The sequence below is a fragment of the Serratia microhaemolytica genome, from assembly GCF_004011885.1.
Lineage (GTDB): Bacteria > Pseudomonadota > Gammaproteobacteria > Enterobacterales > Enterobacteriaceae > Serratia_G > Serratia_G microhaemolytica.
Map to the genome: position 1 here is coordinate 1 of NZ_SBEF01000015.1, position 21,904 is coordinate 21,904.

The following is a 21,904-nucleotide window of genomic DNA, read 5'->3' on the forward strand; positions in this document are numbered from 1 at the left end:
ACAAAACTGACACCCGAGCTGTTGCCATTAATCACCAGTTTATCGGTCAATGAGTTGTCGTCACCCAGCACCGTATCAAACACCAGTGTGCCGCCACCGCCCGAGTAGTTACCGTTAATCACTGTGACGTCGCCCGCTTGGCCATTGGCCATGGTGAGCTCACCGGCATTGAGCAGGTAACCGATATTATTAAACGTGGTGGTCTGTGGAGAATGGGCGGAACGATTAGCGGTAATCAAGCGCCCGTCGTTCATCAAAATACTGTTTATTTCACCGAACTCATTGAAACCGCCCGAGCTATCCCAACGTGCGCCGCTGAGGTTAAAAAACAGGTTGTTGACTGCGTTCGCCAGTTGCACCCGACCGTGTAATTCCCCTTGATTGGTGATCACCGCCGCCGCACCACTCGTTTCAATCACAGTATCCGCCGAGTATTCAGAAAGGTTACGCAGTCTACCGGCATTATTGATGTAGGTGCCTGCAGTGCTATTCGCATAGATTGCCGCTTTGCCCCCTTCAACCACACTGCCCTGTTTGATATCGATCTGTACTTCGCCGTTGCCGGTGTGTTCGGCAAATATTCCGTGATCAGTCACGCCGGTCACTTGACCAGAAGTGGTGATGGAGAGGACCCCCACTCCTTTATTGAGAGCCTCAATACCATATCGATTAGCGAATACGTCAGCAGCACTAATAGTCAGGTCAGTACCATGGTTCCTAGCTCCAATACCACTAGAACTTAGATAGCTCTCCTGTGACGTGGCAATCACTTTTCCGGTAGTGGTAATCGAAAGTGCCCCAGCACCCTCATTACGACTATAAACCCCGCTGAAATAACCGGATGCATCAACTGCACTAATATTCAGATCTGTACCATAGTTATAGACAGCAATAGCCGAAGCATCTATGCTGGTGACTCTTCCTGTTGCAGTAACAGAGAGTCTACCGCTTCCCTCATTGATGGCATAAATTCCTGCCCTCTTAGAAAACAGTTCATTGATGTTAATGGTCAAGTCAGTACCTTGGTTATGGGCATAAATCCCAAGCCCAGACCACGGATCATCCGGAACCTTCCCAATCGATGTCACCTTCCCTTTACTGGTAACAGAAAGCACCCCCGTGCCTTTATTTTCAGCAAAAACCCCATAATTGCCCCCAGTTACATCAGTAGTATTAATGGTCAAATCAGTACCTCGGTTATCGGCCGAGATACCTCTCCAATCTGCACCCGTCACTTTACCGGTGGCAGTAATAGAGAGTGCACCACTACCATAATTACGAGTATCGATCCCATCCTGTTTGCCCGATACTTCGGCAGTATGAATGGTCAGGCTGCTACTCTCGGCACTGTTATAAGCAGCAATACCATCTGACATAGCACTCGTTATTTTGCCTGTTGAAATAATTGAAAGCGCACCACTGCCATAATTATATGCATCAATACCATGAAAGTGAGCAAACACCTGCGCAGTATTAATATTCAAATCAGTACCTTCATTATAGGCAGCGATACCCCTGTTAGTTGCGCTGATCAGCGTACCCGTGGTGATAATCGAAAGCACGCCACCTTCGTAATTGTCAGCGTCAATGACTGAACCGTTCCTACTTCTGATTACTGATTGATGTTCATCAATAAAACTTAAGCCCCCACGACCATATAACTCGAATTGACGAATTTCGTTACTATCAAGACCAAATCCCACTTCAGTAGTCACCTTCAGATCCCTACCGGACAATTTCTGTGTGCGGTCACTACTGTTATCCGCTGCACCAGAACAGCGGTAGTTGTTGGCAGAAATTTCAACACAGGTGCCTGCCTGTACACTGCCTGCCAGGGTGGAAAGTACCAGAGTGCTGAGCAGCGCTCTGCTGCTGGGGAATACTCGATCAATCGAGTCAGGTGATATTTTTGACATGGATGACATTCTCTTAAGTGAACTCAATGCAATCCACTGCCAACGCAGATGCCAAACCGCTTGTTGGCAGTGCTTGTATCGATGATGCGTTTCTCCTACATCGACAAAATTAGTTAATACACTTAATTGATTGCTCGAAAAGTGATCTAAACGATGTTTTCTGAAAATGTGTCATTTTTTTAAAAAATGTGTGCTTATTTATCGCAAAAGTTAATCATATGTTAATAAAAAACACTCATGCCAACACGTATGAGTCAGAAGAGACAGCAGTCAATCGTCGGAGGGAATAGAAAACTTGGAGGCGCAGCAGTGCATTAAGCCCTGCTGCTGGGGTAAATAATATCTTGAGATCGCTGTTCGTTATCCGAGAAACATCTGGCGTAAGTAGTGCGATACTGCGTCTTCTGCATTGCTGCCAATCACTTCAAGATCCGGTAAGGTCTGCTTCAAGCGCTGGTGGGCGTTGCCCATAATGCAGCCTTTCCCCGCCATTGACAGCATTTCCACATCATTCATGCCATCACCAAAGGCAATGCACGCTTCCAGTGAATGACCAATCAGTTTTGCGACTTCTTCTAGTGCATGACCTTTCGAGATACCCCCCGCCATCACTTCGAGACAGGTCGGCAGGGAAAATGTCACATTCACCCGATCACCAAAACGAGCATTAATTTGCTGTTCCAACGGCAATAAGGTGTCGTGATCATCACAGGTGAAGAACACTTTGCAGACGCCTTCAGTCTCTAGGGTGCGTGGATCAACAACTTGATATTGAAAGTTTGACTCTTTAAAAAACTCATCCTGCTCCGGACTCACTCGGTCAATAAACCAGTCATCATCACGGAACAGATTGGTCTGAATATCACGATGACCATGCACGATGTGGCACAGTTGATGAGCAATGCTTGCATCCAGATTATGGCTAAAAATCAGCTCACCGGCGCTGTTGTGTACACGTGCGCCGTTGGAGGTGATCATAAAGGCGCTGATACCGAGATTGTCGCGAATTTGTGCGACATCAATGTGATGGCGGCCAGTAGCAAAAACAAAGTGAATACCACGCAGCAGTAGCAACTGCAACGTCTCGTGTGTGTACGCGGTGAGTGTGTGCTCAGGAGAGAGCAGAGTGCCATCTAAATCAGAAGCGACGACGTGATACATAACGATACTTTTAACCTCTCATCGGTTGTCACTGAAGTGTTGGGCAAAGAAACGCAAAATGACACTCAGTGCCTGCGTGCGTATCTGGTCTTGTTCAAATAAAATTTCATGGTAAGCCCCATTGATAATCCAGGGTTTACCACCTTCACAATCGCCTCCCACCGTTACCAACGTGTGACAAAAATCTGTCTGTGCTTGGTTGTCTACTACTGTATCTTCGCTCGCCTGCAACAATAGCAGCGGTGTGGTGATGTTGGCAGCCTGAGCGATAATCTGCTTCCCAGCCTGGATGCTCTCACGTACCCAATGATAGGTTGGCCCCCCTAGCTGAATTTCAGGGTGATCAATATAGTAGCGTAGGTTTTGTTGATAACGCTCACGGCTGTGGGTGAGAGTATTTATCAAGTAGGGCAGTGGCAACCATTGTCGCGTGCCGACAGCATAGGTGTCACGTATCGCCACGCGCTCTTCAGTCCAATCGAGAATGCGTTCCGCTAGCCAGTTTGGCATCGGTAGATCAATACCAAACATGGGTGCAGAGAGTGCCGCCGCAGAAAACGCCGTCGGATGACGTGCAAGAAACAGGGTGAGGATTGCTGCACCCATCGAGTGTGCCAATGCAAAGTGTTGCTGGTAGGCTCTTGGCTGGACTATCTTCTGATAAAATGATTCAAAATCATCAACATAATCAGAGAACTTTACCACGTGCCCACGCTGTGGATCATCCAGTAATCGCCCGGAACGCCCCTGGCCACGATGATCAACAATCATGACATCGTAACCATGATGAAACAGATCGTAGGCGACTTCAGGATATTTGACGTAACTTTCAACGCGGCCGGGGCTGATCACCACCACGCGTCGATGATGTGGTGCTTGAAAGCAGACAAAGCGGATCGGTACTCCAGCAACACCGCTAAACTCCCCCTCTTGTCGTTGCTGCCAAAACGGCAGTAGTGACCCAGTGACAAAAGCAGCAAAGTATTTTTCACGCTCGAACCATTGCGTAGCATTCACAGCAACGAGACCCCCAGTTACTCTTTATCACGCGCTCATCGCGCCAAGTAATAGCATCAATGCATTCGTATTTCAGCAATACCGAGTGCTGTAACGATGTCCGGAACCGTTTGGTGCTGGACTAACCTGTTCCAAACCTAAACGATCGTCGGTAGCGGGTGAAGTCTCCTTTTCTGTCGCTATTGCATGATGGTTAACACACCATGTTCAATCAGATTGGATAGTGGTTGGCAAAATGGTCAGCGGGTCGCCGTTGTTGCTGGGTATCGCCAATAACATAATAATAATTATTATCATCTATAAGCTGATCTTTCTACCCAACATCGTGCTATGCTCTAACCAGTTACAATTTCCAAATCAGGATGACTGTCATATAGTACATCAACGCAATTCATTCGTAACAGGTTAATCACTGCCATGAAAGAAATTGAACAACTTATCACCAATAACCACCAGTGGTCGGAACGCATTAAGCAAGAAGACCCCAGTTTTTTCGAGCGCTTATCTTTAGCACAAAAACCACGCTTTTTATGGATTGGTTGTTCAGACAGCCGTGTACCTGCCGAGCGCTTGACCGGCCTGGAGCCAGGCGAGTTATTTGTGCACCGTAATGTTGCTAACCAGGTGATCCATACCGATCTCAACTGTCTGTCAGTAGTGCAGTATGCTGTCGATGTGTTGGAAATTGAGCATATTATCATCTGTGGTCATTTAGGCTGTGGCGGTGTCGCTGCTGCGGTAGAGAATCCCGAGCTGGGGCTAATTAACAACTGGCTACTGCATATTCGCGACCTGTGGTTTAAGCATAGTTCGCTACTGGGTGAGTTGGAGCCGGAAAAGCGGCTCAATGTGTTATGTGAAATCAATGTGATTGAGCAGGTGTATAACCTCGGTCACTCCACGATCATGCAATCCGCTTGGAAACGTGGGCAAAAAGTGATGCTACACGGCTGGGTGTACGGTATCCAGGATGGCCGTTTGCATGATCTTGATGTCACCGCGACCAATCGCGAAACGCTGGAGATGAGTTACCGTAAAGCGATAGCAACCCTTCAGCGCGAGAAAGGGTTGCTCTAACCAGTTTGATAGTTTCGACAACTACCTCCCTGACGTTACCACTTTGCCAATATAGGGTAGATGGCGGTAACGTTGGGCGTAGTCAATGCCATAGCCGACCACGAATTCATCCGGAATAGAAAATCCGATATACTCCACCAGCACTTCGCTTTCACGACGTGAGGGTTTGTCAAGTAAGGTACAGATTGCCAACGATTTTGGCTGGCGTAGTGCCAAAATTTCGCGCACTTTGTGCAACGTGTTGCCCGAATCGATAATGTCTTCAACAATCAAGACATCCTTGCCGTTAATCTCTTGCTCCAGATCTTTTAAGATTTTCACTTCACGCGAGCTGACGGTTCCACTGCCATAGCTGGAAACTGTCATGAAGTCGATTTCGTGCGGCACGCTGATGGCACGACACAGATCAGCCATGAAGATGAATGAACCACGCAGCAAGCCAATCAATACCATCTCACTGCCACTCTGGCGATACGCTTCGCTGATCTGCTGCCCCAGTTCGGCAACACGATGCGCGATCTGCTGTGCAGAAATCATTGTTTCTACCGTCTGTTTCATGCTGTTTTCCCCTGTTGGCAAAATAAATCTGAGTCTATCACACTGCGTTAATCAGGCGCTGGCTCACTCGTTTAGGCAAAGGTTCGACTGCCTGATCAATCAACCACGCTGAAGCCCAACATCATACCTGTGTCTTCATGTTCCAACAGATGGCAATGCGCCATATAAGGGTGCTCTGCGCTCGCCAGATGCTGGAAGCGAACCAGTACTTCACTGCGTTTTCCTTCGACGCGCACAGTGTCTTTCCAGCCTGTGCGGTGTGGTGCCGGTGGTTGGCCATTCTCTGACAAGATCCGAAACTGTACTCCATGAATATGGAATGGATGCAGCATCATATCTCCTTCACCCGAGATCACCCATATTTCCTCTCGCCCACGCGGTAGTGAGAAACTTGGCTGTGTCATGTCGAAAGCTTTACCGTTGATGGTATTGGCATGACGAAAATCAAAATGGTGCTGGCCATGATGCGCCATAGCGCTGTGATCCATACCTGCATGATCCATGTCGATGCCAGCCATCGCCTGATGACCATAGCGCTCCATCAATGCCTGCATACCTAGCATGTCCAGTTTAGGATCCATCATCAGTTGTAATGTCCGTTTCGGCAACGCCGTTAATGATGGCAAGGCTGGCAGGCTGACGAGGCGATCAGGTATCGATTTTACTCCTTGCTGTAATGCAGGTTGAATGCGCAGTACCGGTAGCGGCTGATCAAAAGGTGCCAAAGTCATTCCCATCTGCTGCACCGGTAGCGTCACTATGTCGAATGGCTTGCCATCAGAGGCGTCGATCAGAACTTCGAACCGCTCTCCCATTAACATCGGTAGTTCAGTCAGTTTTACCGGTTCACCAAGAAAGCCACCATCACTGGCAATCACATAGATTGGCCGCTGATCGCTAGTCGAAATATTGAGCGAGCGGGCATTGCAGCCATTGAGTAGCCGTAACCGCAACCAACCACGCGGAGTCACTTGCTGTGGGTAAAGCGCACCATTGGTAAACATTCGGTCACCAAACCAGCCGACTGCCGCACTCATAATATCCAACTGATATTCAATCTGCCCGGTTTTTCCCAAGCGTTTATCTTGCAAAATGACGGGGAAATCATCGATACCCCAATCGGTTGGTAGTGTTAGTTTTTGGCTCTGCTCATCCTCCAGCAGTAACAATCCCGCTAGCCCCATCATCACCTGTTGTCCAGTCTTGCCATGGGTATGAGGATGAAACCAGCAACTGGCGGCCGGTTGGTTAATGGTCAAATCAACGCTGCGTTTACCACCAGGTGCGATCAGGGCATGTGGTCCCCCATCTGCCTCACCAGGGATCTCCAAGCCATGCCAATGTAACGTGGTCGCTTCCGGTAGCCGGTTAGTCATATCCACTGTGACGGTTTGGCCGCGTTGTAAACGCAGTGCTGGACCAAGTAGAGCACCATTCACGCCCCAAGTTTGGGTAGCAACACCAGGTAGCCACTGCATCTGTCCAGTTTGCAAAGTAAGCGCAATTTTCCCTTCTGCATTAGGGAGGAGTAACGGTGGGATCGGCAGCGCCGGCTGCTCGCTCGCCCAGGCTGAATAACTCCACCAAGGTAAGGCAGCGCTCGCTCCTGCCAATGTAGTTAGTTTAATAAAATCACGACGTAGCATCATAGACTCGCTTCTAGCAGTAACTATTGAGTAAATACGGTTTAAACAATTTACTAACCATTAGATGAAAACTCAAGGTGAAAAATAGTGGCTTGGCTAATATCATTGGAGTGTTGCTGTCCAAGTGTGGTAACTTGGCCCTTCCGCCGCCCAAAATGTAGTGAGTTGATGTATGGTTCACCATGTAGTTAATTTACCTGCATGCAGTCAACACGCTGTTTGTGCCAACACAACCAATTGATATATAAATTAATAAACTCACTGCGCTCGATGCTGATGCACGTGTCCTGTTCCATGCGCTCCGGCAGGCACTACGACCAAACGTCTTGGTCACCAACATGATATAGACTAACTTTGATGATGAGAAAAACAACTTTATTACTGTTACTGACGCTGTTAGGTTTCAGCCAAAGCAGCTTGGCACTGACAGAGCCAGAGGCGGAAGATCTGGCCGACTTAACGGCGGTGTTTGTCTACCTAAAAAATGATTGCGGCTATAGCGACCTGCCAAACGTGCAAATCAAAAGAGCGATTATTTATTTTGCACAGCAAAATCAATGGGATTTAAGCAACTACAACAGCTTTGATATGAAATCGATGGGCGAGAGTAGCTACCGCGATCTGCGCAGTATTACGCTACCCAATCGCAAAAAATGCCAATCTCTGGCTCGGGAATCACTGAGCCTGCTGGCTTACGCCAACTAACTGGTTTGGCTTGCCTGCATGTCAGCGCGCTTCAGGCATGTTGTCCACCTGGGGAATGGGCTGGCTTGGCATCAAGATTATACTACCAACAACAACGTGTTTTTTAATCCGGTTACACCAAGTGCAGCCGACACGATAACGCGGCCAATTTCTTCTGCACACTGCTAGACAGCAACTTGTCGGTGATGATATCAGTCATACTGCCAAGCTCAGCAACACGAAACAGGGAGTAAGCACCGTATTTACTGCTGTCAGCCAACAACACTCGACGGCGAGCATTCGCAATGATGTCTTGCTTCAAACCCGCTTTTTCCTCGTTCGGTGCGGTGATCCCCTTCTCAATACACCATGAGTTGCAACTTAGAAAGGCAACATCAGGATTGATCGCTCGCAGTAAACGACGACCATGATCACCCACACAAGACTGACTACTATCATCAATGCGTCCACCAATAATCGTCACCTCAACCTGGGTAAACTCAGACAAAAACAGTGCAATGTGCAGATCGGCAGTGATCACCCGTACCGGTAGATAGGTTAAATGACGAGCCAACTCGAGCATGGTGGTGCCTGCATCCAATACGACCGAATCACCGGGCTGCACCATATCAATCGCGCATTGGGCGATTTGCCGTTTCTCTGCCTGTTGGCGCAACTGCTTCTGGTTAGTGGTTGGCTGTACCGGAATAAAACGGTTAAGCGCTACACCGCCGTGACTACGGTGAATGATCCCTTGTCGATCGAGTTTGATCAAATCACGGCGGATAGTCGCAGGCGACGCATTAATCGCCGCCACCAGTTGTTCAACCGTGACCAGATTGTGTGCTTTAAGATATTCCAGTATCTGGTCTTGGCGCGCTTGTCTTCTCATGCTCTGGTGTTGTACCCATTCTGGTCAGGCTAACTGCATAGCGAGTTTGATTGCTGTTACCATGCTGGCTGGATTAGCTTTTCCGCTCCAAGCAATATCAAATGCGGTGCCGTGATCCGCCGAGGTTCTGATAAACGGTAACCCTGCGGTGATATTAACACCGTCATAAAAACCGAGTAACTTCAATGGAATATGGCCTTGATCATGGTACATTGCCACCACCATATCGTACTGGCCTTCATACGCTTGCAGAAAAACGGTGTCGGGTGGGCAAGCACCATAAACATCAATACCTCGCTCCTTGGCAGCAGCAATCGCCGGATTAACCAGCGTGATCTCTTCATCACCAAACAAACCATGTTCTCCCGCATGGGGATTAACACCCGCCACCGCAATTTTGGGTTGACTGTAACCAATCCGTTTCAGGAAGCTATCGGCCATGCCGATCACTGCCTCGATCCGTTCGGTAGTTAAGGTGTCAAGGAACTTGCGCAGGGCGATATGAGTAGAGACATGGATCACCTTCAATCTGTCGGTGTAGAGCACCATGGCATAACTGCGGCTGTTGGTCAGTGTTGCCAATAGCTCGGTATGCCCTGGATAGAGATGACCAGCAAGATGCAATGCTTCTTTATTCAATGGCGCTGTGGCGATAGCGTGCACTTCATTTGCCAGCGCTAGTTCGGTGGCACGCTTCACGCACCGGTAAGCCAGATCTCCCGCCTGTGTTTGTACTACCCCTGGTGTCAGCCGGGCGGGGTCTGTCAATGGTTCATTAAGCACATTAATTATACCGGGCGCGAAGCATGCCTCCGAGACTCTTTCAATTTCCTGTATTTTTACAGCAGGGCAATAACCGAGACCTTGAATACGCTGCAACGTTTGCAGACATCCGACCACCACCACTGGGCTACCAGCTAACTCTCCTTCCGACAGTGCCTTGATAATAATTTCTGGCCCAATCCCTGCCGGATCGCCCATGGTGACTGCAATCGTGCTACCTATCACTATACATTTCCTCAATAAAATAAAGTGCATCGTGCAGTGTCGTTTCACTGCCAAATCCCCCCGCTTTAGTGATCACCGGTAAGTCATCGATTGCACTGTTAATAAAAGTACCGCAAGGTACACAAGGTACAACTTCATGAGAGATGCGATAGCCTTGAGCCCCGAGTGCCCTGGCAACCGCTATCGCAATATCCCCACCGGTGAGAAATAATCCACCGATTTTTGTCTGATTAATAATAGTTAGCGTGATCATCCCCAGCATCTGGCTGATCTTTTCCCCAAGTTGTTGGCGCGAAATACGGTATTTTTCACACAATGTGTCGATCATCTGACGTGCATCAGCATCCTGACAGGTTCGCAGCACGCAATGCTGCTTCTGATCCAATATACCTACCGCTTGTCGACTGATGCTCTGCGCCATGTCAGCACAATGTGGTTGCAGTAACGTCTCAACATCGATGTCGATGATACTGAGTGATCGCTGTTTAGCGGCAAAAACTATCTGTTGACGCGTCATCTCACTCATTGAGCCAGCCACCACCAGCACCGGCAGATGCTGAGTTGCACCGACATAGCTGCTGGCTGGCAGCGCATTTGCTAACCCAGCAGCACCGACCAGTAAATAGCGTTGGCTAAGTTGCAGACTAGCCTGAGCCAACAGAGACAGATCACTGTCGTTTTCAGCATCAACCACCACGATTGCCGGTTGTTGTTGTTGCAGACGTTGTAGTTGGCTGAGCAATTGCCCACTACGTACTACCGACAGATCCAATTCGTGGATCGGGTAATGAGTCTGTAACGCCAACAATGTCTTGATATGTGAAGAGACAATCGGCGTTTTCGGATCACTGGCAAATTCTGTTTCCAGTAATGGCTTGCCGTGCACATAACAATGTCCATTGCGCGTCACTCTGCCTGCGGCAGGGATCGCTGCCGCAACAATCGCTAACTGTGCTCCAGTGACACTCATCACTGCCTCTATCTCTGCACCAACATTGCCACGAAAAGTTGAGTCAATCTTCTTATAGACTTGTGGCAATGTGGTGCCTTGCATGTAGGGCAGTAACACTTCACTCACTTTGGCGCGTGCAGCCGATGCCACTAATGCACGGCTGTCGGTGTTGATCACTAGCACGTCACAACGGTGTGTAGGATGGCTCAGCGCGTTCAGCACCACATCAGTACGAGCGCCCTTCTTTGCCAACTGTACGCCGGTATCATTAGCACCGGTAAAGTCGTCAGCGATCACGATCATTTTCACGCTGTCTGCTCCAGCAGTGACTGCTTAACTGCATTTCTCTTGGCAACCCATGAACTCAAGATCGGTGTCAAAATCGCAGTGGTAATCACTGAAGCAGCAATCAGTGGCGCCGCTGCCGCCGCTGCTGAAGCCAACGCTGGGTCTGCCTGAGCGATTGCCAGTGGTGTCGCCACCGCATTACCGGCAGTACTGGATGCAGCAGCGCCCGCCAAACCAGAACCACCGACCAGACGATCAGCCTGAATGTTAAAGAATCCACCAACAAATGTCGTTAAAACACCCAACAGCACGCCGGCAAGGCCACCTTTGAGCAACATTTCAAGGTTAATGCCTGCACCAAGCGCAAAAGCAAAGAATGGGATTAAAATCGGGCCTCCTTTAGTGAGGAAATCGCGCATTTGCGGATCCAAATTGCCCAGCAACATTCCAATCAACAGTGGGATCAGCACCGCTACCAGTGCCATCATCGGGATATTGGCCATTCCAGCCGCGCCAAGGGCGATCATGGTAAAAAATGGGCCATCATTCAGCGACAGGATCGAGATAGCCCCCACATCGCGCTCATTGCCAAACTCGCCCACTAGAGCCGCATATAAACCACCATTTGAGTTACTCATTGCGGCAATAATCGCTAATCCGGTCAGACCGAAAATCCCTTCAGCACCAAACAGACGTTCGACCCCTAAACCTAATACTACTGCAACCAACAATTTGGTTAATGTGATGCTCCCACCCTGTAACAGAGCACGCGGCGCGGCTCTAAAGCTGATCCCTGCCCCCATACAGAGTAGAAAGGCGCCAATCAATGGTGCCGCACCACTCTTGAATAATGCTGTAGTAAAACCACCAACCGCCAGCGCGTTGGGTGCAAATGTATTAATCATTGCGCCCAGTACCAATGGGATTACCATCATCCCGCCTGGAATCTTTTCTATTGTTGCCTTGATTTTCATTCTTCCCTCGACTAGCTGATTTAGTTTAATCAATTTGATTATATTAAATCATTAAATGTAAAAACAACCCCGCCAATTACAATATTGTGAAATAAATTTAATCAGAGATTGATTGGTTTTACTCAAATCAGTAATCGATATTGGCAGTTAGGCGCATTTCAGGCTATTTATTGAACACTTGTGTCAGACAATGCTCTCTAAACATATCCGACATAACAGACTATCCTATCAATTATTTCACGATCGTTGACAATGCTGCCGAGCCAGCAGTTAACCAAACCGGTTGCCAACAGGCTACGGTTTCTATTTAACGCCAGGCACTCTATAATGCGAACCATTAGCTATTGATGCCAGCCTACAATGCGGGCGAAGCAATCTCGCAATACCATGAGCATAACTACAGGACGCTACCCGATGACTGATAACAATAGTGCGCTGAAGAAGGCTGGCTTGAAAGTCACACTTCCACGATTGAAAATCCTAGAAATATTCCAGTCGCCGGACTGTCACCACATCAGCGCAGAAGATCTGTACAAAAAATTATTGGATATGGGAGAAGAAATTGGTTTAGCCACTGTCTACCGTGTGTTGAATCAGTTTGAAGATGCAGGGATTGTCACACGCCACAATTTTGAAGGTGGTAAGGCGATATTTGAATTGGCTAAACAGGATCATCATGATCATCTTATCTGCTTGGAATGCGGCAAAGTGATCGAGTTTAGTGATGAAGCGATTGAAGCGCGTCAACGCGATATTGCCAAACAACACGGCATTAAGCTGACCAATCACAGCTTATATCTGTATGGCCACTGCCAGTCTGGTCATTGTCGTGATAAAGGTCTGCTGTGAAATTTCGCCGGCTAATCGGCTAACCCTTGCTCAGTAGTTACATCATCAGCACTAAAACAAAACCCCCATAAGCGCGTTAACTGGCGTCTATGGGGGTTAATAAATCAACCGGCACATTCACCGATTGAATCTGTCAGTGGCAAAAATTACAGCTTCGCTGCATTCTCAGCCAGGTATTTTGCCACGCCATCTGGAGAAGCACCCATACCCGCTTTACCTTTTTCCCACTGTGCAGGGCAAACTTCACCGTGCGTTTCGTGGAATTGCAATGCATCAACGGTACGGATCATTTCATCAATATTACGGCCAATCGGCAGATCATTCACAATTTGAGCACGTACAATGCCGTCTTTGTCAATCAGGAATGAACCACGCAGTGCGACACCGACTTCTGGATGTTCGATACCATAAGCTTTTTGGATTTCACGCTTAATATCGGCGACCATCGCATATTTCACTTCACCGATACCGCCTTTCTCAACGGGTGTTTTACGCCATGCATTGTGGACAAACGCAGAGTCGAAAGAGACGCCAACAACTTCAACGCCACGTTTTTGGAATTCTTCATAACGGTGATCGAAAGCAATCAACTCAGAAGGGCAAACAAAGGTAAAATCCATTGGCCAGAAAAACAGCACCGCGGGTTTACCATTCAAATGTTTTTTTAGGTTGAAGTTTCCTACGATCTCTCCATTACCTAATACAGCAGCTGCAGTGAAGTCAGGGGCTTGACGAGTTACCAGGACCATAATTACTCCTGTAATAGTTGTTAAAAGGGTTGATGTAAAAGCCAGCACGAGTATATGTGCGATCCCGCTCAGAGAAAAGGACAAAAAACCAATCAATAGGATAGCCGTTACCTATCAAATGCTGATTCACTTTTTGATCATTTAGTCTTTGCTGCCTACCTGTTGCCAGTGCTGATCCCGTGCCAGTCGCATCATACGTGGGTATAATTGCCAAAATTGTGCTTCTAGTGCGCTGTAGTGATGAGTGACTTCAGCAAAAGAATCCGCTAACGCCGCTAAACGAGGTCGGCGTCGGCTCATGCGTTGTAACACCTCGCCAATGAATGGTAACTCAGCGTAGCGTTCCAACCAGCGTTCATGCCACAGAGCGTGATTCAATTGCTGAAAATGCACCGGAGTCTTTGGCAAATAAGGGGTGATCTGTGCTGCTGCCAACTCAGCAAAAGCAGGCAGTGAGTATTCCGATTCAAGCTGTTGCCAATCTCGAGCCAGAAAGTGATCCCAAACGATATCAAGAGTGATCGGGGCAATACGGCGTAGTGGCTGACTAAAATAGAGACGGCTGGCACTCACTTCTGGCTGACGATCGGTGAAAACATCTACCCGTCGATGCATGATGATGCCAGCAACAACCTGCTGTTCGAACTGACCCTGTGGGTTACCACGCACAAAATCCGCCAGCAAATTACCTGCTAGGGAACTCTGTGCTAACTTAGCCAAATGAAGATGAGCGAGAAAATTCATCTGCTGATTATATCTTGAATCGGCAGAAACAACAGCCGATACCTGCTTATTGCTTGCGGCTTAACTGTCGGCGCTTTAGACTGTAGCGCCTGTTTTTGCCATCCAGTTAAAGTGAATAGCCATGCGTGTCGCTGATTTTTCTTTTACCCTTCCTGAACCGTTGATTGCCCATTACCCACAAGCTGAGCGTAGCCACTGCCGCCTGCTGCAATTGGATGGTGTAACCGGTGCGCTGAGCCACGGTCTGTTTACCGATCTGCTCGATAAACTGGAAGCAGGTGATCTGTTGGTATTTAATAACACACGCGTGATCCCCGCCCGCCTGTTCGGTAGCAAAGCCAGTGGTGGCAAGGTGGAGGTGTTGGTTGAGCGAGTGCTGGATCAACAACGCGTATTAGCACATGTGCGTGCTTCCAAAGCGCCAAAACCCGGCTCACAGTTGTTACTCGGCGACGATGAGAGCATTCAGGTGACCATGTTGTCACGTCAGGATACGCTGTTTGAGTTGCGCTTTGACGATAGCCGTGATGTCTTAACTATTCTTAATACCGCCGGGCATATGCCACTACCGCCCTACATTACTCGCCCCGATGAAGCCGTGGATCGTGAACTGTATCAAACCGTTTATAGTCAAAAGCCAGGCGCCGTCGCTGCGCCAACTGCTGGCCTGCACTTTGATCAACCGTTGCTTGATGCGTTACGTGCCAAAGGGGTGGAAATGGCGTTTGTCACTCTGCATGTTGGCGCCGGCACTTTTCAACCAGTGCGGGTGGCTACGATTGAAGAGCATCAGATGCATGCTGAGTATGTCGAGGTACCGGAGCAAGTCGTAGCCGCAGTGTTAGCCTGCAAAGCCAGAGGTAAGCGCGTGATCGCTGTCGGAACAACGTCGGTTCGCTCGTTAGAGAGCGCCGCTGCTGCCGCTAGCGGACAACTGCTGGCGCCTTTTTTTGGCGATACCCGTATCTTCATCTATCCGGGCTATCACTATCAGGTGGTCGATGCGCTAATTACCAATTTCCATCTGCCAGAATCAACACTCATCATGCTGGTTGCTGCCTTTGCGGGTTATCGTCATACCATGAATGCCTACCAGCAGGCAGTGGAACAGCAGTACCGGTTTTTCAGCTACGGCGATGCGATGTTTATCAGCCGCAATCCGCACGCTGAATCTGAACGGGTTGGTGAGTAACAAGTAGAAACGCTAGTCAACTAGCATGTCAATCGCGCCAGACTGTCTCTCTGGTGCTGGAGGTTTTGTGGAATACCAATTACAGACAACTGATGGTCGTGCTCGCCGGGGCCGACTGATTTTTGAACGTGGCGTGGTAGAAACGCCCGCCTTCATGCCTGTTGGTACTTATGGCACCGTTAAAGGCATGACACCGGAAGAGGTACAGCAGAGTGGTGCGCAGATTTTGCTTGGTAACACCTTCCATCTCTGGCTGCGCCCCGGTCAGGAAGTGATGAAACTGCATGGTGATCTGCATGATTTTATGCAGTGGCAGGGGCCAATTTTGACTGATTCTGGTGGCTTTCAGGTATTTAGTTTGGGCGCCATGCGCAAAATTAAAGAAGAGGGGGTCTATTTCCGTAATCCGATCAATGGCGATAAGGTATTTCTTAGTCCAGAGAAATCAATGGAGATCCAGTACGATCTCGGCTCTGACATTGTGATGATTTTTGATGAATGTACCCCCTATCCTGCTGACTGGGACTATGCTAAGCGCTCAATGGAGATGTCATTACGCTGGGCAAAGCGCAGCCGCCAGCGGTTTGATGAGCTACAAAATCCGAATGCACTGTTTGGTATCATTCAGGGCGGAGTGTATGAGGATTTGCGTGATATTTCGGTCAAAGGGCTGGTTGATATCGGCTTCGACGGTTATGCCGTCGGTGGTCTAGCGGTAGGAGAACCTAAAGCCGATATGTATCGCATTCTTGATCATGTCTGCCCACAGCTACCAGAACAGAAGCCGCGTTATCTGATGGGCGTCGGTAAACCAGAAGATCTGGTCGAAAGCGTGCGACGGGGTATCGACATGTTTGACTGCGTGATGCCGACACGCAATGCGCGTAATGGCCACCTATTTGTCACCAACGGTGTGGTGAAGATCCGTAATAGTCAATACAAAAGCGACACTTCACCACTGGATGAAGAGTGTGACTGCTATACTTGTCGCCATTACAGCCGTGCTTATTTACACCACCTTGACCGCTGTAATGAGATACTCGGTGCCAGATTGAATACCATTCACAATCTGCGTTACTACCAACGTTTAATGGCAGGTTTACGCCAGGCCATTGAAGAGGGTACATTAGAGCTGTTCGTGGCGGATTTTTATCGCCGGATCGGCAAACCGATGCCGTCGTTAACGGCTTAACTTAACCATTGCTAACCTAATGAGGGAATTTTAATGAGCTTTTTCATTTCTGACGCTGTCGCATCTGCCGGAGCCCCAGCCCAGGGAAGTCCATACTCTTTGATTGTTATGCTGGTGGTGTTTGGTCTGATTTTTTACTTTATGATCCTACGCCCACAACAGAAACGAGCCAAAGAGCATAAAAAACTGATGGACTCCATCAGCAAAGGAGATGAAGTATTAACTACCGGTGGTCTGATTGGTCGTGTCAATAAAGTGACTGACACTGGTGTGATCGCTCTTGCGCTTAATGACACCACTGAAGTGATGATTAAGCGTGACTTCGTTGCCGCCGTATTACCGAAAGGTACTATGAAGGCTCTGTAATTTTTTTCCCGAAGGGAATTGCCGTGCTAAACCGTTATCCTTTGTGGAAGTATCTGATGTTGATCGTGGTGATCTTCATCGGTCTGCTTTATGCGCTTCCCAACATCTATGGTGAAGATCCGGCGGTACAGATCACTGGTGTGCGCGGTGTCGCAGCCAGTGAAACTACCTTGGTTCAAGTCCGTGATGTATTAGCTAAAGAAAATATCGCTAGCAAGTCAATCGCACTGGAAAACGGTGCTATCCTCGCTCGCTTCAGAGATACCGATGTACAGTTACGCGCACGTGAAGCGCTACTGGCTGCATTGGGTGAAAAATATGTTGTCGCACTCAACCTGGCAGCGGCAACGCCAACCTGGCTGACCAAAATCAGTGCTGAGCCAATGAAACTGGGCTTAGATTTGCGTGGCGGTGTTCACTTCCTGATGGAAGTCGATATGGCAACTGCGCTGAGCAAATTACAGGAGCAGATGGTTGACAGCCTGCGTAGCGAACTGCGTGAAAAAGGGCTCCCCTACGCATCAATCCGTAAATTTGAAAACAACGGTGTTGAAGTTCGTTTCCGTGATCAATCCACACGTGATCAGGCGAACAGTTACCTGGCTCCACGTCAACGTGACTGGGTGTTCGCTAACCTGGGCAATAATAGCCTGAAAATCACCATGACAGATGCCCGCCTGAGTGAAGCGCGCGAATATGCAGTGCAGCAAAACATCAGCATCCTGCGTAAACGTGTTAACCAGTTAGGGGTTGCTGAACCGCTGGTGCAACGTCAAGGTGCAGAGCGGATTGTGGTTGAGTTGCCTGGCATTCAGGATACCGCCAGGGCGAAAGAGATCCTCGGTGCCACTGCGACACTGGAGTTTCGTTTAGTCAACACCAGTGTTGATCCAAGTGCAGCGGCCAGTGGACGTGTACCGGGCGATTCAGAAATAAAATATACCCGAGACAACCAACCGGTTGTGCTCTACAAGCGTGTGATCCTCACCGGTGACCATATTACTGACTCCACCTCTGGCCCAGATGAGTTTGGTAATCCACAAGTGAATATCTCTCTGGATGGCGCAGGCGGTAGCATGATGTCCAACTTCACCAAGGACAACATTGGCAAACCCATGGCAACACTGTTTGTAGAATACAAAGACAGTGGCGTCAAAGATGCCACTGGGCGTTCGGTGTTGGTGAAACAGGAAGAGGTGATCAATATCGCCAACATCCAGTCACGACTGGGCAACAGCTTCCGTATCACTGGCATCGATAATCAGGCCGAGGCGCATCAGTTGTCATTGTTGCTGCGTGCCGGTGCATTAATTGCACCAATCCAGATCGTTGAAGAACGTACTATCGGCCCGACGCTGGGTCAGCAGAATATTAACCAAGGCTTGCAGGCTTGCCTATGGGGCTTGTTAACCTCAATTCTGTTCATGGTCATCTGGTACCGTAAATTTGGCGTGATCGCTTCAACCGCACTGGTTGCCAACCTAGTGCTGATTGTTGGAGTGATGTCACTGTTACCGGGCGCCACACTCACCATGCCAGGTATTGCAGGTATCGTGCTGACACTGGCAGTAGCTGTTGATGCTAACGTGTTGATCAACGAACGGATCAAAGAAGAGCTTCGCAATGGTCGTTCTGTACAGCAAGCGATCCACGAAGGCTATCAAGGGGCGTTCTCGAGTATCATCGATGCCAACCTGACCACGCTGATCACCGCAATCATCCTGTACGCTGTCGGTACCGGTTCGATCAAAGGCTTTGCGATCACCACGTCAATTGGTGTCATCACCTCGATGTTCACTGCCATTGTCGGCACCCGTGCCATTGTCAACCTGCTTTATGGCGGCAAGCGCATAAACAAGCTGTCTATCTGAGGAGTGCGTTGTGGCACAGGATTATACCGTTGAACAATTAAACTACGGCCGTAAAGTCTATGACTTTATGCGCTGGGATAAACTGGCTTTCGCCATCTCACTGCTGCTGTTAGCTGCGTCGCTGCTCACTATGTCAGTGCGCGGTTTTAACTGGGGGCTTGATTTCACTGGCGGTACGGTGATTGAGATCAACCTTGAGCAACCAGCAAACCTCGATCTGATGCGAGATACGCTGGAGAAAGCCGGTTTTACTGATCTGGTGATCCAGAACTTCGGCAGTAGCCGCGATATCATGGTGCGGATGCCACCAACAACAGGTACCGCAGGCCAGGAGATTGGCAGCAAGATCATCAGTGTGATCAATAGCTCAATCGACAAGAATGCCACCATCAAACGGGTTGAGTTCGTCGGGCCAAGTGTCGGCAGTGAGTTGGCACAAGCCGGTGGCATGGCGCTACTGGTGGCACTGATCTGTATCCTGATCTATGTCGGTTTCCGCTTTGAGTGGCGTTTGGCGTTAGGTGCCGTCATTGCGCTAGCGCACGATGTGATCATCACGCTCGGAGTGCTGTCACTGTTCCGGATCGAAGTTGATCTGACCATTGTCGCTTCGCTGATGTCGGTGATTGGTTACTCACTGAATGACAGTATCGTGGTTTCAGACCGTATTCGTGAAAATTTCCGTAAGATCCGCCGAGGAACTTCCTACGAAATCATGAACGTTTCGCTGACCCAGACATTAAGCCGTACTATCATGACCTCAGCTACCACGCTCATGGTGGTGCTGATGCTCTACATTTTTGGTGGTGCCATGTTACAAGGCTTTTCGCTAGCGATGCTGATTGGTGTCTCTATCGGTACTGTCTCCTCGATCTACGTTGCTTCCGCACTGGCACTGCGCCTAGGTATGAAACGTGAACATATGCTGCAACAGAAAGTTGAGAAAGAGGGGGCAGATCAGCCCTCGATCCTGCCTTAACCGACTTCAGCGGCAACTTATCCACTAACAGCGCTTGCTGTTCTGGCGAGACCAACTGCGGGTATTTGTTATCATTACCCGCAGATAACTCCGCTCATCGCTTTGTTGTTGCGCTACTTCAGGTTAAACTCTCTTACCGGTAACAATATCTATCAGGATCTCCTATGCATTGCCCCTTTTGTGCTGCTGTTGATACTAAAGTGATCGATTCGCGCCTGGTAGGTGACGGCTCGCAAGTTCGCCGCCGCCGTCAATGCCTGGTGTGCCATGAACGCTTCACCACCTTTGAAGTAGCCGAACTCGTGATGCCGCATGTGATTAAAAGTGATGGAGTACGTGAACCGTTTAATGAAGACAAACTACGGCGCGGGATGCTGAAAGCGTTGGAAAAACGGCCTGTTAGCTCTGATGATGTAGAAAATGCCATCCATCATCTCAAGTCCGAACTGCGTGCCACCGGAGAACGTGAAGTCAGCACCCAGATCATCGGTGAACTGGTGATGAATGCGTTAAAAAAACTGGATAAGGTTGCTTATATCCGCTTTGCTTCGGTTTACCGCAGCTTTGAAGATATTCGTGAATTTGGCGAAGAGATCGCCCGGCTGCAAGATTAGTGCAACCGTCAAAAGGCACAAACATGAGCAATGATGACCTCTATATGGCACGTGCGCTAGAGCTGGCGCGTCGGGGCCGTTTTACCACCGCACCAAATCCAAATGTCGGTTGTGTGATTGTACAGAATGGGCAGATCGTCGGAGAAGGCTACCACCAGCGGGCTGGTGAACCTCATGCAGAGGTGTACGCCTTAGCGATGGCAGGTGTACAGGCACGCGGCGCTACTGCTTACGTCACCCTAGAGCCATGCAGCCACCATGGCCGCACCCCCCCCTGTGCCGATGCACTCATCTCTGCTGGCATCAGTCGTGTTGTCGTCGCGATGTCAGATCCTAACCCGCTGGTCGCTGGTCGTGGGCTAAAAAGACTGCAACAAGCTGGCATCATGGTACGTCAAGGCGTGATGACCCGCGAAGCTGAGGCGATCAATCGTGGTTTCCTGAAACGCATGCGCCAGGGCTTACCCTACTTGCAACTGAAATTGGGCGCTTCATTAGACGGGCGTACGGCTATGGCCTCAGGTGAAAGTCAATGGATCACCTCAGTTGAAGCGCGTAGAGATGTTCAATGTTTTCGCGCAGAGAGTGCTGCTATTGTCAGCACCAGCGCCACCGTACTGGCTGACAACCCAGCATTGACTGTGCGCTGGGATGAACTGAGCGCAGAAATCCATCAGTGTTATCAACAACAAAACCGTCTGCCAGAAAACGTACGCCAACCGGTACGCGTGATTATCGACAGCCAAAACCGGGTCACTCCTGCACATCGCATCACACAACAGCCTGGTCAGACTTGGCTAGTGCGTCAACGCGCAGATGACCAACACTGGCCGGAAACCGTTGAACAGTGGCTATTGCCTGCTCGGCAGCACGCAGGGCAACAGGGTATCGATCTCACGGGTTTAATGCAGTGCCTGGCTGAGCGCCAAATCAATAGTGTCTGGGTCGAAGCGGGTGCTCACTTGGCAGGCGCACTGCTACAGGCAAAACTGGTTGATGAGTTGATCCTCTACCTGGCACCTAAATTATTGGGTGATAATGCGCGTGGTTTATGCCAGTTAGTCGGCTTGGAGCGGTTGGCTGATGCCCCTGAATTGCAGTTACAAGAAGTACGGCAAGTAGGTACAGATTTGCGCCTACGCCTGACCTTACGCTAGCCACTCGACGCTATCCAG

At 49.2% G+C, this 21,904-nt stretch carries 21 protein-coding genes; 10 read left to right on the plus strand and 11 right to left on the minus strand.

What is annotated here, in order from left to right:
- The 3 genes from EOJ37_RS06630 to pldB all read right to left on the minus strand — a co-directional run.
- The coding region (locus tag EOJ37_RS06630; protein ID WP_476707479.1) for an autotransporter outer membrane beta-barrel domain-containing protein at positions 1-1,916 on the minus strand (1,916 nt) is incomplete at its 3' end.
- Between the two features lie 360 nt (positions 1,917-2,276).
- A complete protein-coding gene (yigL, locus tag EOJ37_RS06635) occupies positions 2,277-3,077 on the minus strand; it encodes a sugar/pyridoxal phosphate phosphatase YigL (RefSeq protein ID WP_127959126.1) in 801 nt (266 codons plus the stop codon).
- An 18-nt stretch (positions 3,078-3,095) separates the two neighbouring features.
- Positions 3,096-4,094 (minus strand): lysophospholipase L2, encoded by a 999-nt coding sequence (pldB, locus tag EOJ37_RS06640; protein WP_127959128.1) that lies wholly within the window; start codon positions 4,092-4,094, stop codon positions 3,096-3,098.
- Positions 4,095-4,511: 417 nt separating this feature from the next.
- On the opposite strand from pldB, the gene can reads away from it, so the two are divergent.
- The gene (gene can / locus EOJ37_RS06645) at positions 4,512-5,171 is read left to right on the plus strand and encodes a carbonate dehydratase (protein WP_127959130.1); all 660 of its coding nucleotides are present in this window, start codon (positions 4,512-4,514) and stop codon (positions 5,169-5,171) included.
- Between the two features lie 21 nt (positions 5,172-5,192).
- On the opposite strand, the gene hpt is transcribed toward can, so the two are convergent.
- Both hpt and cueO read right to left on the minus strand, forming a co-directional pair.
- Positions 5,193-5,729, minus strand: coding sequence for a hypoxanthine phosphoribosyltransferase (gene hpt, locus EOJ37_RS06650; protein ID WP_127959132.1), 537 nt, complete (start codon positions 5,727-5,729; stop codon positions 5,193-5,195).
- 95 nt (positions 5,730-5,824) lie between these two features.
- Positions 5,825-7,375 (minus strand): multicopper oxidase CueO, encoded by a 1,551-nt coding sequence (gene cueO, locus EOJ37_RS06655; protein WP_127959219.1) that lies wholly within the window; start codon positions 7,373-7,375, stop codon positions 5,825-5,827.
- 360 nt (positions 7,376-7,735) lie between these two features.
- Here cueO and EOJ37_RS06660 point away from each other — a divergent pair, with 360 nt between their 5' ends.
- On the plus strand, positions 7,736-8,080 hold the full coding sequence (locus EOJ37_RS06660) for a YacC family pilotin-like protein (protein WP_127959220.1): 345 nt from the start codon (positions 7,736-7,738) through the stop codon (positions 8,078-8,080).
- 112 nt (positions 8,081-8,192) lie between these two features.
- Here the strand turns inward: EOJ37_RS06660 and EOJ37_RS06665 are convergent, their stop codons facing one another.
- The 4 genes from EOJ37_RS06665 to EOJ37_RS06680 are packed head-to-tail and all read right to left on the minus strand — an operon-like array spanning position 8,193 to position 12,173.
- Complete coding sequence (locus tag EOJ37_RS06665) at positions 8,193-8,951, minus strand: DeoR/GlpR family DNA-binding transcription regulator (protein WP_127959134.1); 759 nt, start codon at positions 8,949-8,951, stop codon at positions 8,193-8,195.
- Between the two features lie 24 nt (positions 8,952-8,975).
- Positions 8,976-9,989 (minus strand): D-threonate 4-phosphate dehydrogenase, encoded by a 1,014-nt coding sequence (locus tag EOJ37_RS06670; protein ID WP_420820624.1) that lies wholly within the window; start codon positions 9,987-9,989, stop codon positions 8,976-8,978.
- Entirely contained in the window at positions 9,949-11,220 is a 1,272-nt protein-coding gene (gene dtnK, locus EOJ37_RS06675) for a D-threonate kinase (protein WP_127959138.1), read from the minus strand. Before dtnK ends, EOJ37_RS06670 begins: the two co-directional genes overlap by 41 nt.
- The gene (locus tag EOJ37_RS06680) at positions 11,217-12,173 is read right to left on the minus strand and encodes a 2-keto-3-deoxygluconate permease 1 (RefSeq protein ID WP_127959140.1); all 957 of its coding nucleotides are present in this window, start codon (positions 12,171-12,173) and stop codon (positions 11,217-11,219) included. The genes dtnK and EOJ37_RS06680 overlap by 4 nt, the downstream gene beginning before the upstream one ends.
- Positions 12,174-12,587: 414 nt before the next feature.
- On the opposite strand from EOJ37_RS06680, the gene fur reads away from it, so the two are divergent.
- Positions 12,588-13,022 (plus strand): ferric iron uptake transcriptional regulator, encoded by a 435-nt coding sequence (gene fur / locus EOJ37_RS06685; RefSeq protein WP_127959221.1) that lies wholly within the window; start codon positions 12,588-12,590, stop codon positions 13,020-13,022.
- A gap of 146 nt (positions 13,023-13,168) precedes the next feature.
- Here fur and EOJ37_RS06690 read toward each other — a convergent pair whose 3' ends face one another.
- Both EOJ37_RS06690 and EOJ37_RS06695 read right to left on the minus strand, forming a co-directional pair.
- Complete coding sequence (locus EOJ37_RS06690) at positions 13,169-13,771, minus strand: peroxiredoxin C (RefSeq protein WP_127959142.1); 603 nt, start codon at positions 13,769-13,771, stop codon at positions 13,169-13,171.
- Between the two features lie 141 nt (positions 13,772-13,912).
- Positions 13,913-14,515: an acyl carrier protein phosphodiesterase gene (locus EOJ37_RS06695; RefSeq protein WP_127959144.1), complete on the minus strand. Its 603-nt coding sequence runs from the start codon at positions 14,513-14,515 to the stop codon at positions 13,913-13,915.
- A 121-nt stretch (positions 14,516-14,636) separates the two neighbouring features.
- Between EOJ37_RS06695 and queA the strand changes: the two genes are divergently transcribed.
- The 7 genes from queA to ribD all read left to right on the plus strand — a co-directional run bounded on the left by queA (position 14,637) and on the right by ribD (position 21,886).
- The gene (gene queA / locus EOJ37_RS06700) at positions 14,637-15,707 is read left to right on the plus strand and encodes a tRNA preQ1(34) S-adenosylmethionine ribosyltransferase-isomerase QueA (RefSeq protein ID WP_127959146.1); all 1,071 of its coding nucleotides are present in this window, start codon (positions 14,637-14,639) and stop codon (positions 15,705-15,707) included.
- Positions 15,708-15,774: 67 nt separating this feature from the next.
- Positions 15,775-16,899: a tRNA guanosine(34) transglycosylase Tgt gene (gene tgt / locus EOJ37_RS06705; RefSeq protein WP_127959148.1), complete on the plus strand. Its 1,125-nt coding sequence runs from the start codon at positions 15,775-15,777 to the stop codon at positions 16,897-16,899.
- 33 nt (positions 16,900-16,932) lie between these two features.
- Complete coding sequence (yajC, locus tag EOJ37_RS06710) at positions 16,933-17,265, plus strand: preprotein translocase subunit YajC (protein ID WP_127959151.1); 333 nt, start codon at positions 16,933-16,935, stop codon at positions 17,263-17,265.
- Positions 17,266-17,288: 23 nt separating this feature from the next.
- The gene (gene secD, locus EOJ37_RS06715) at positions 17,289-19,136 is read left to right on the plus strand and encodes a protein translocase subunit SecD (RefSeq protein WP_127959153.1); all 1,848 of its coding nucleotides are present in this window, start codon (positions 17,289-17,291) and stop codon (positions 19,134-19,136) included.
- Positions 19,137-19,146: 10 nt separating this feature from the next.
- Positions 19,147-20,115 (plus strand): protein translocase subunit SecF, encoded by a 969-nt coding sequence (secF, locus tag EOJ37_RS06720; RefSeq protein WP_127959155.1) that lies wholly within the window; start codon positions 19,147-19,149, stop codon positions 20,113-20,115.
- A gap of 164 nt (positions 20,116-20,279) precedes the next feature.
- Complete coding sequence (gene nrdR, locus EOJ37_RS06725; protein ID WP_127959157.1) at positions 20,280-20,729, plus strand: transcriptional regulator NrdR; 450 nt, start codon at positions 20,280-20,282, stop codon at positions 20,727-20,729.
- 23 nt (positions 20,730-20,752) lie between these two features.
- A complete protein-coding gene (gene ribD / locus EOJ37_RS06730) occupies positions 20,753-21,886 on the plus strand; it encodes a bifunctional diaminohydroxyphosphoribosylaminopyrimidine deaminase/5-amino-6-(5-phosphoribosylamino)uracil reductase RibD (RefSeq protein ID WP_127959159.1) in 1,134 nt (377 codons plus the stop codon).
- Positions 21,887-21,904 lie beyond the last annotated feature (18 nt).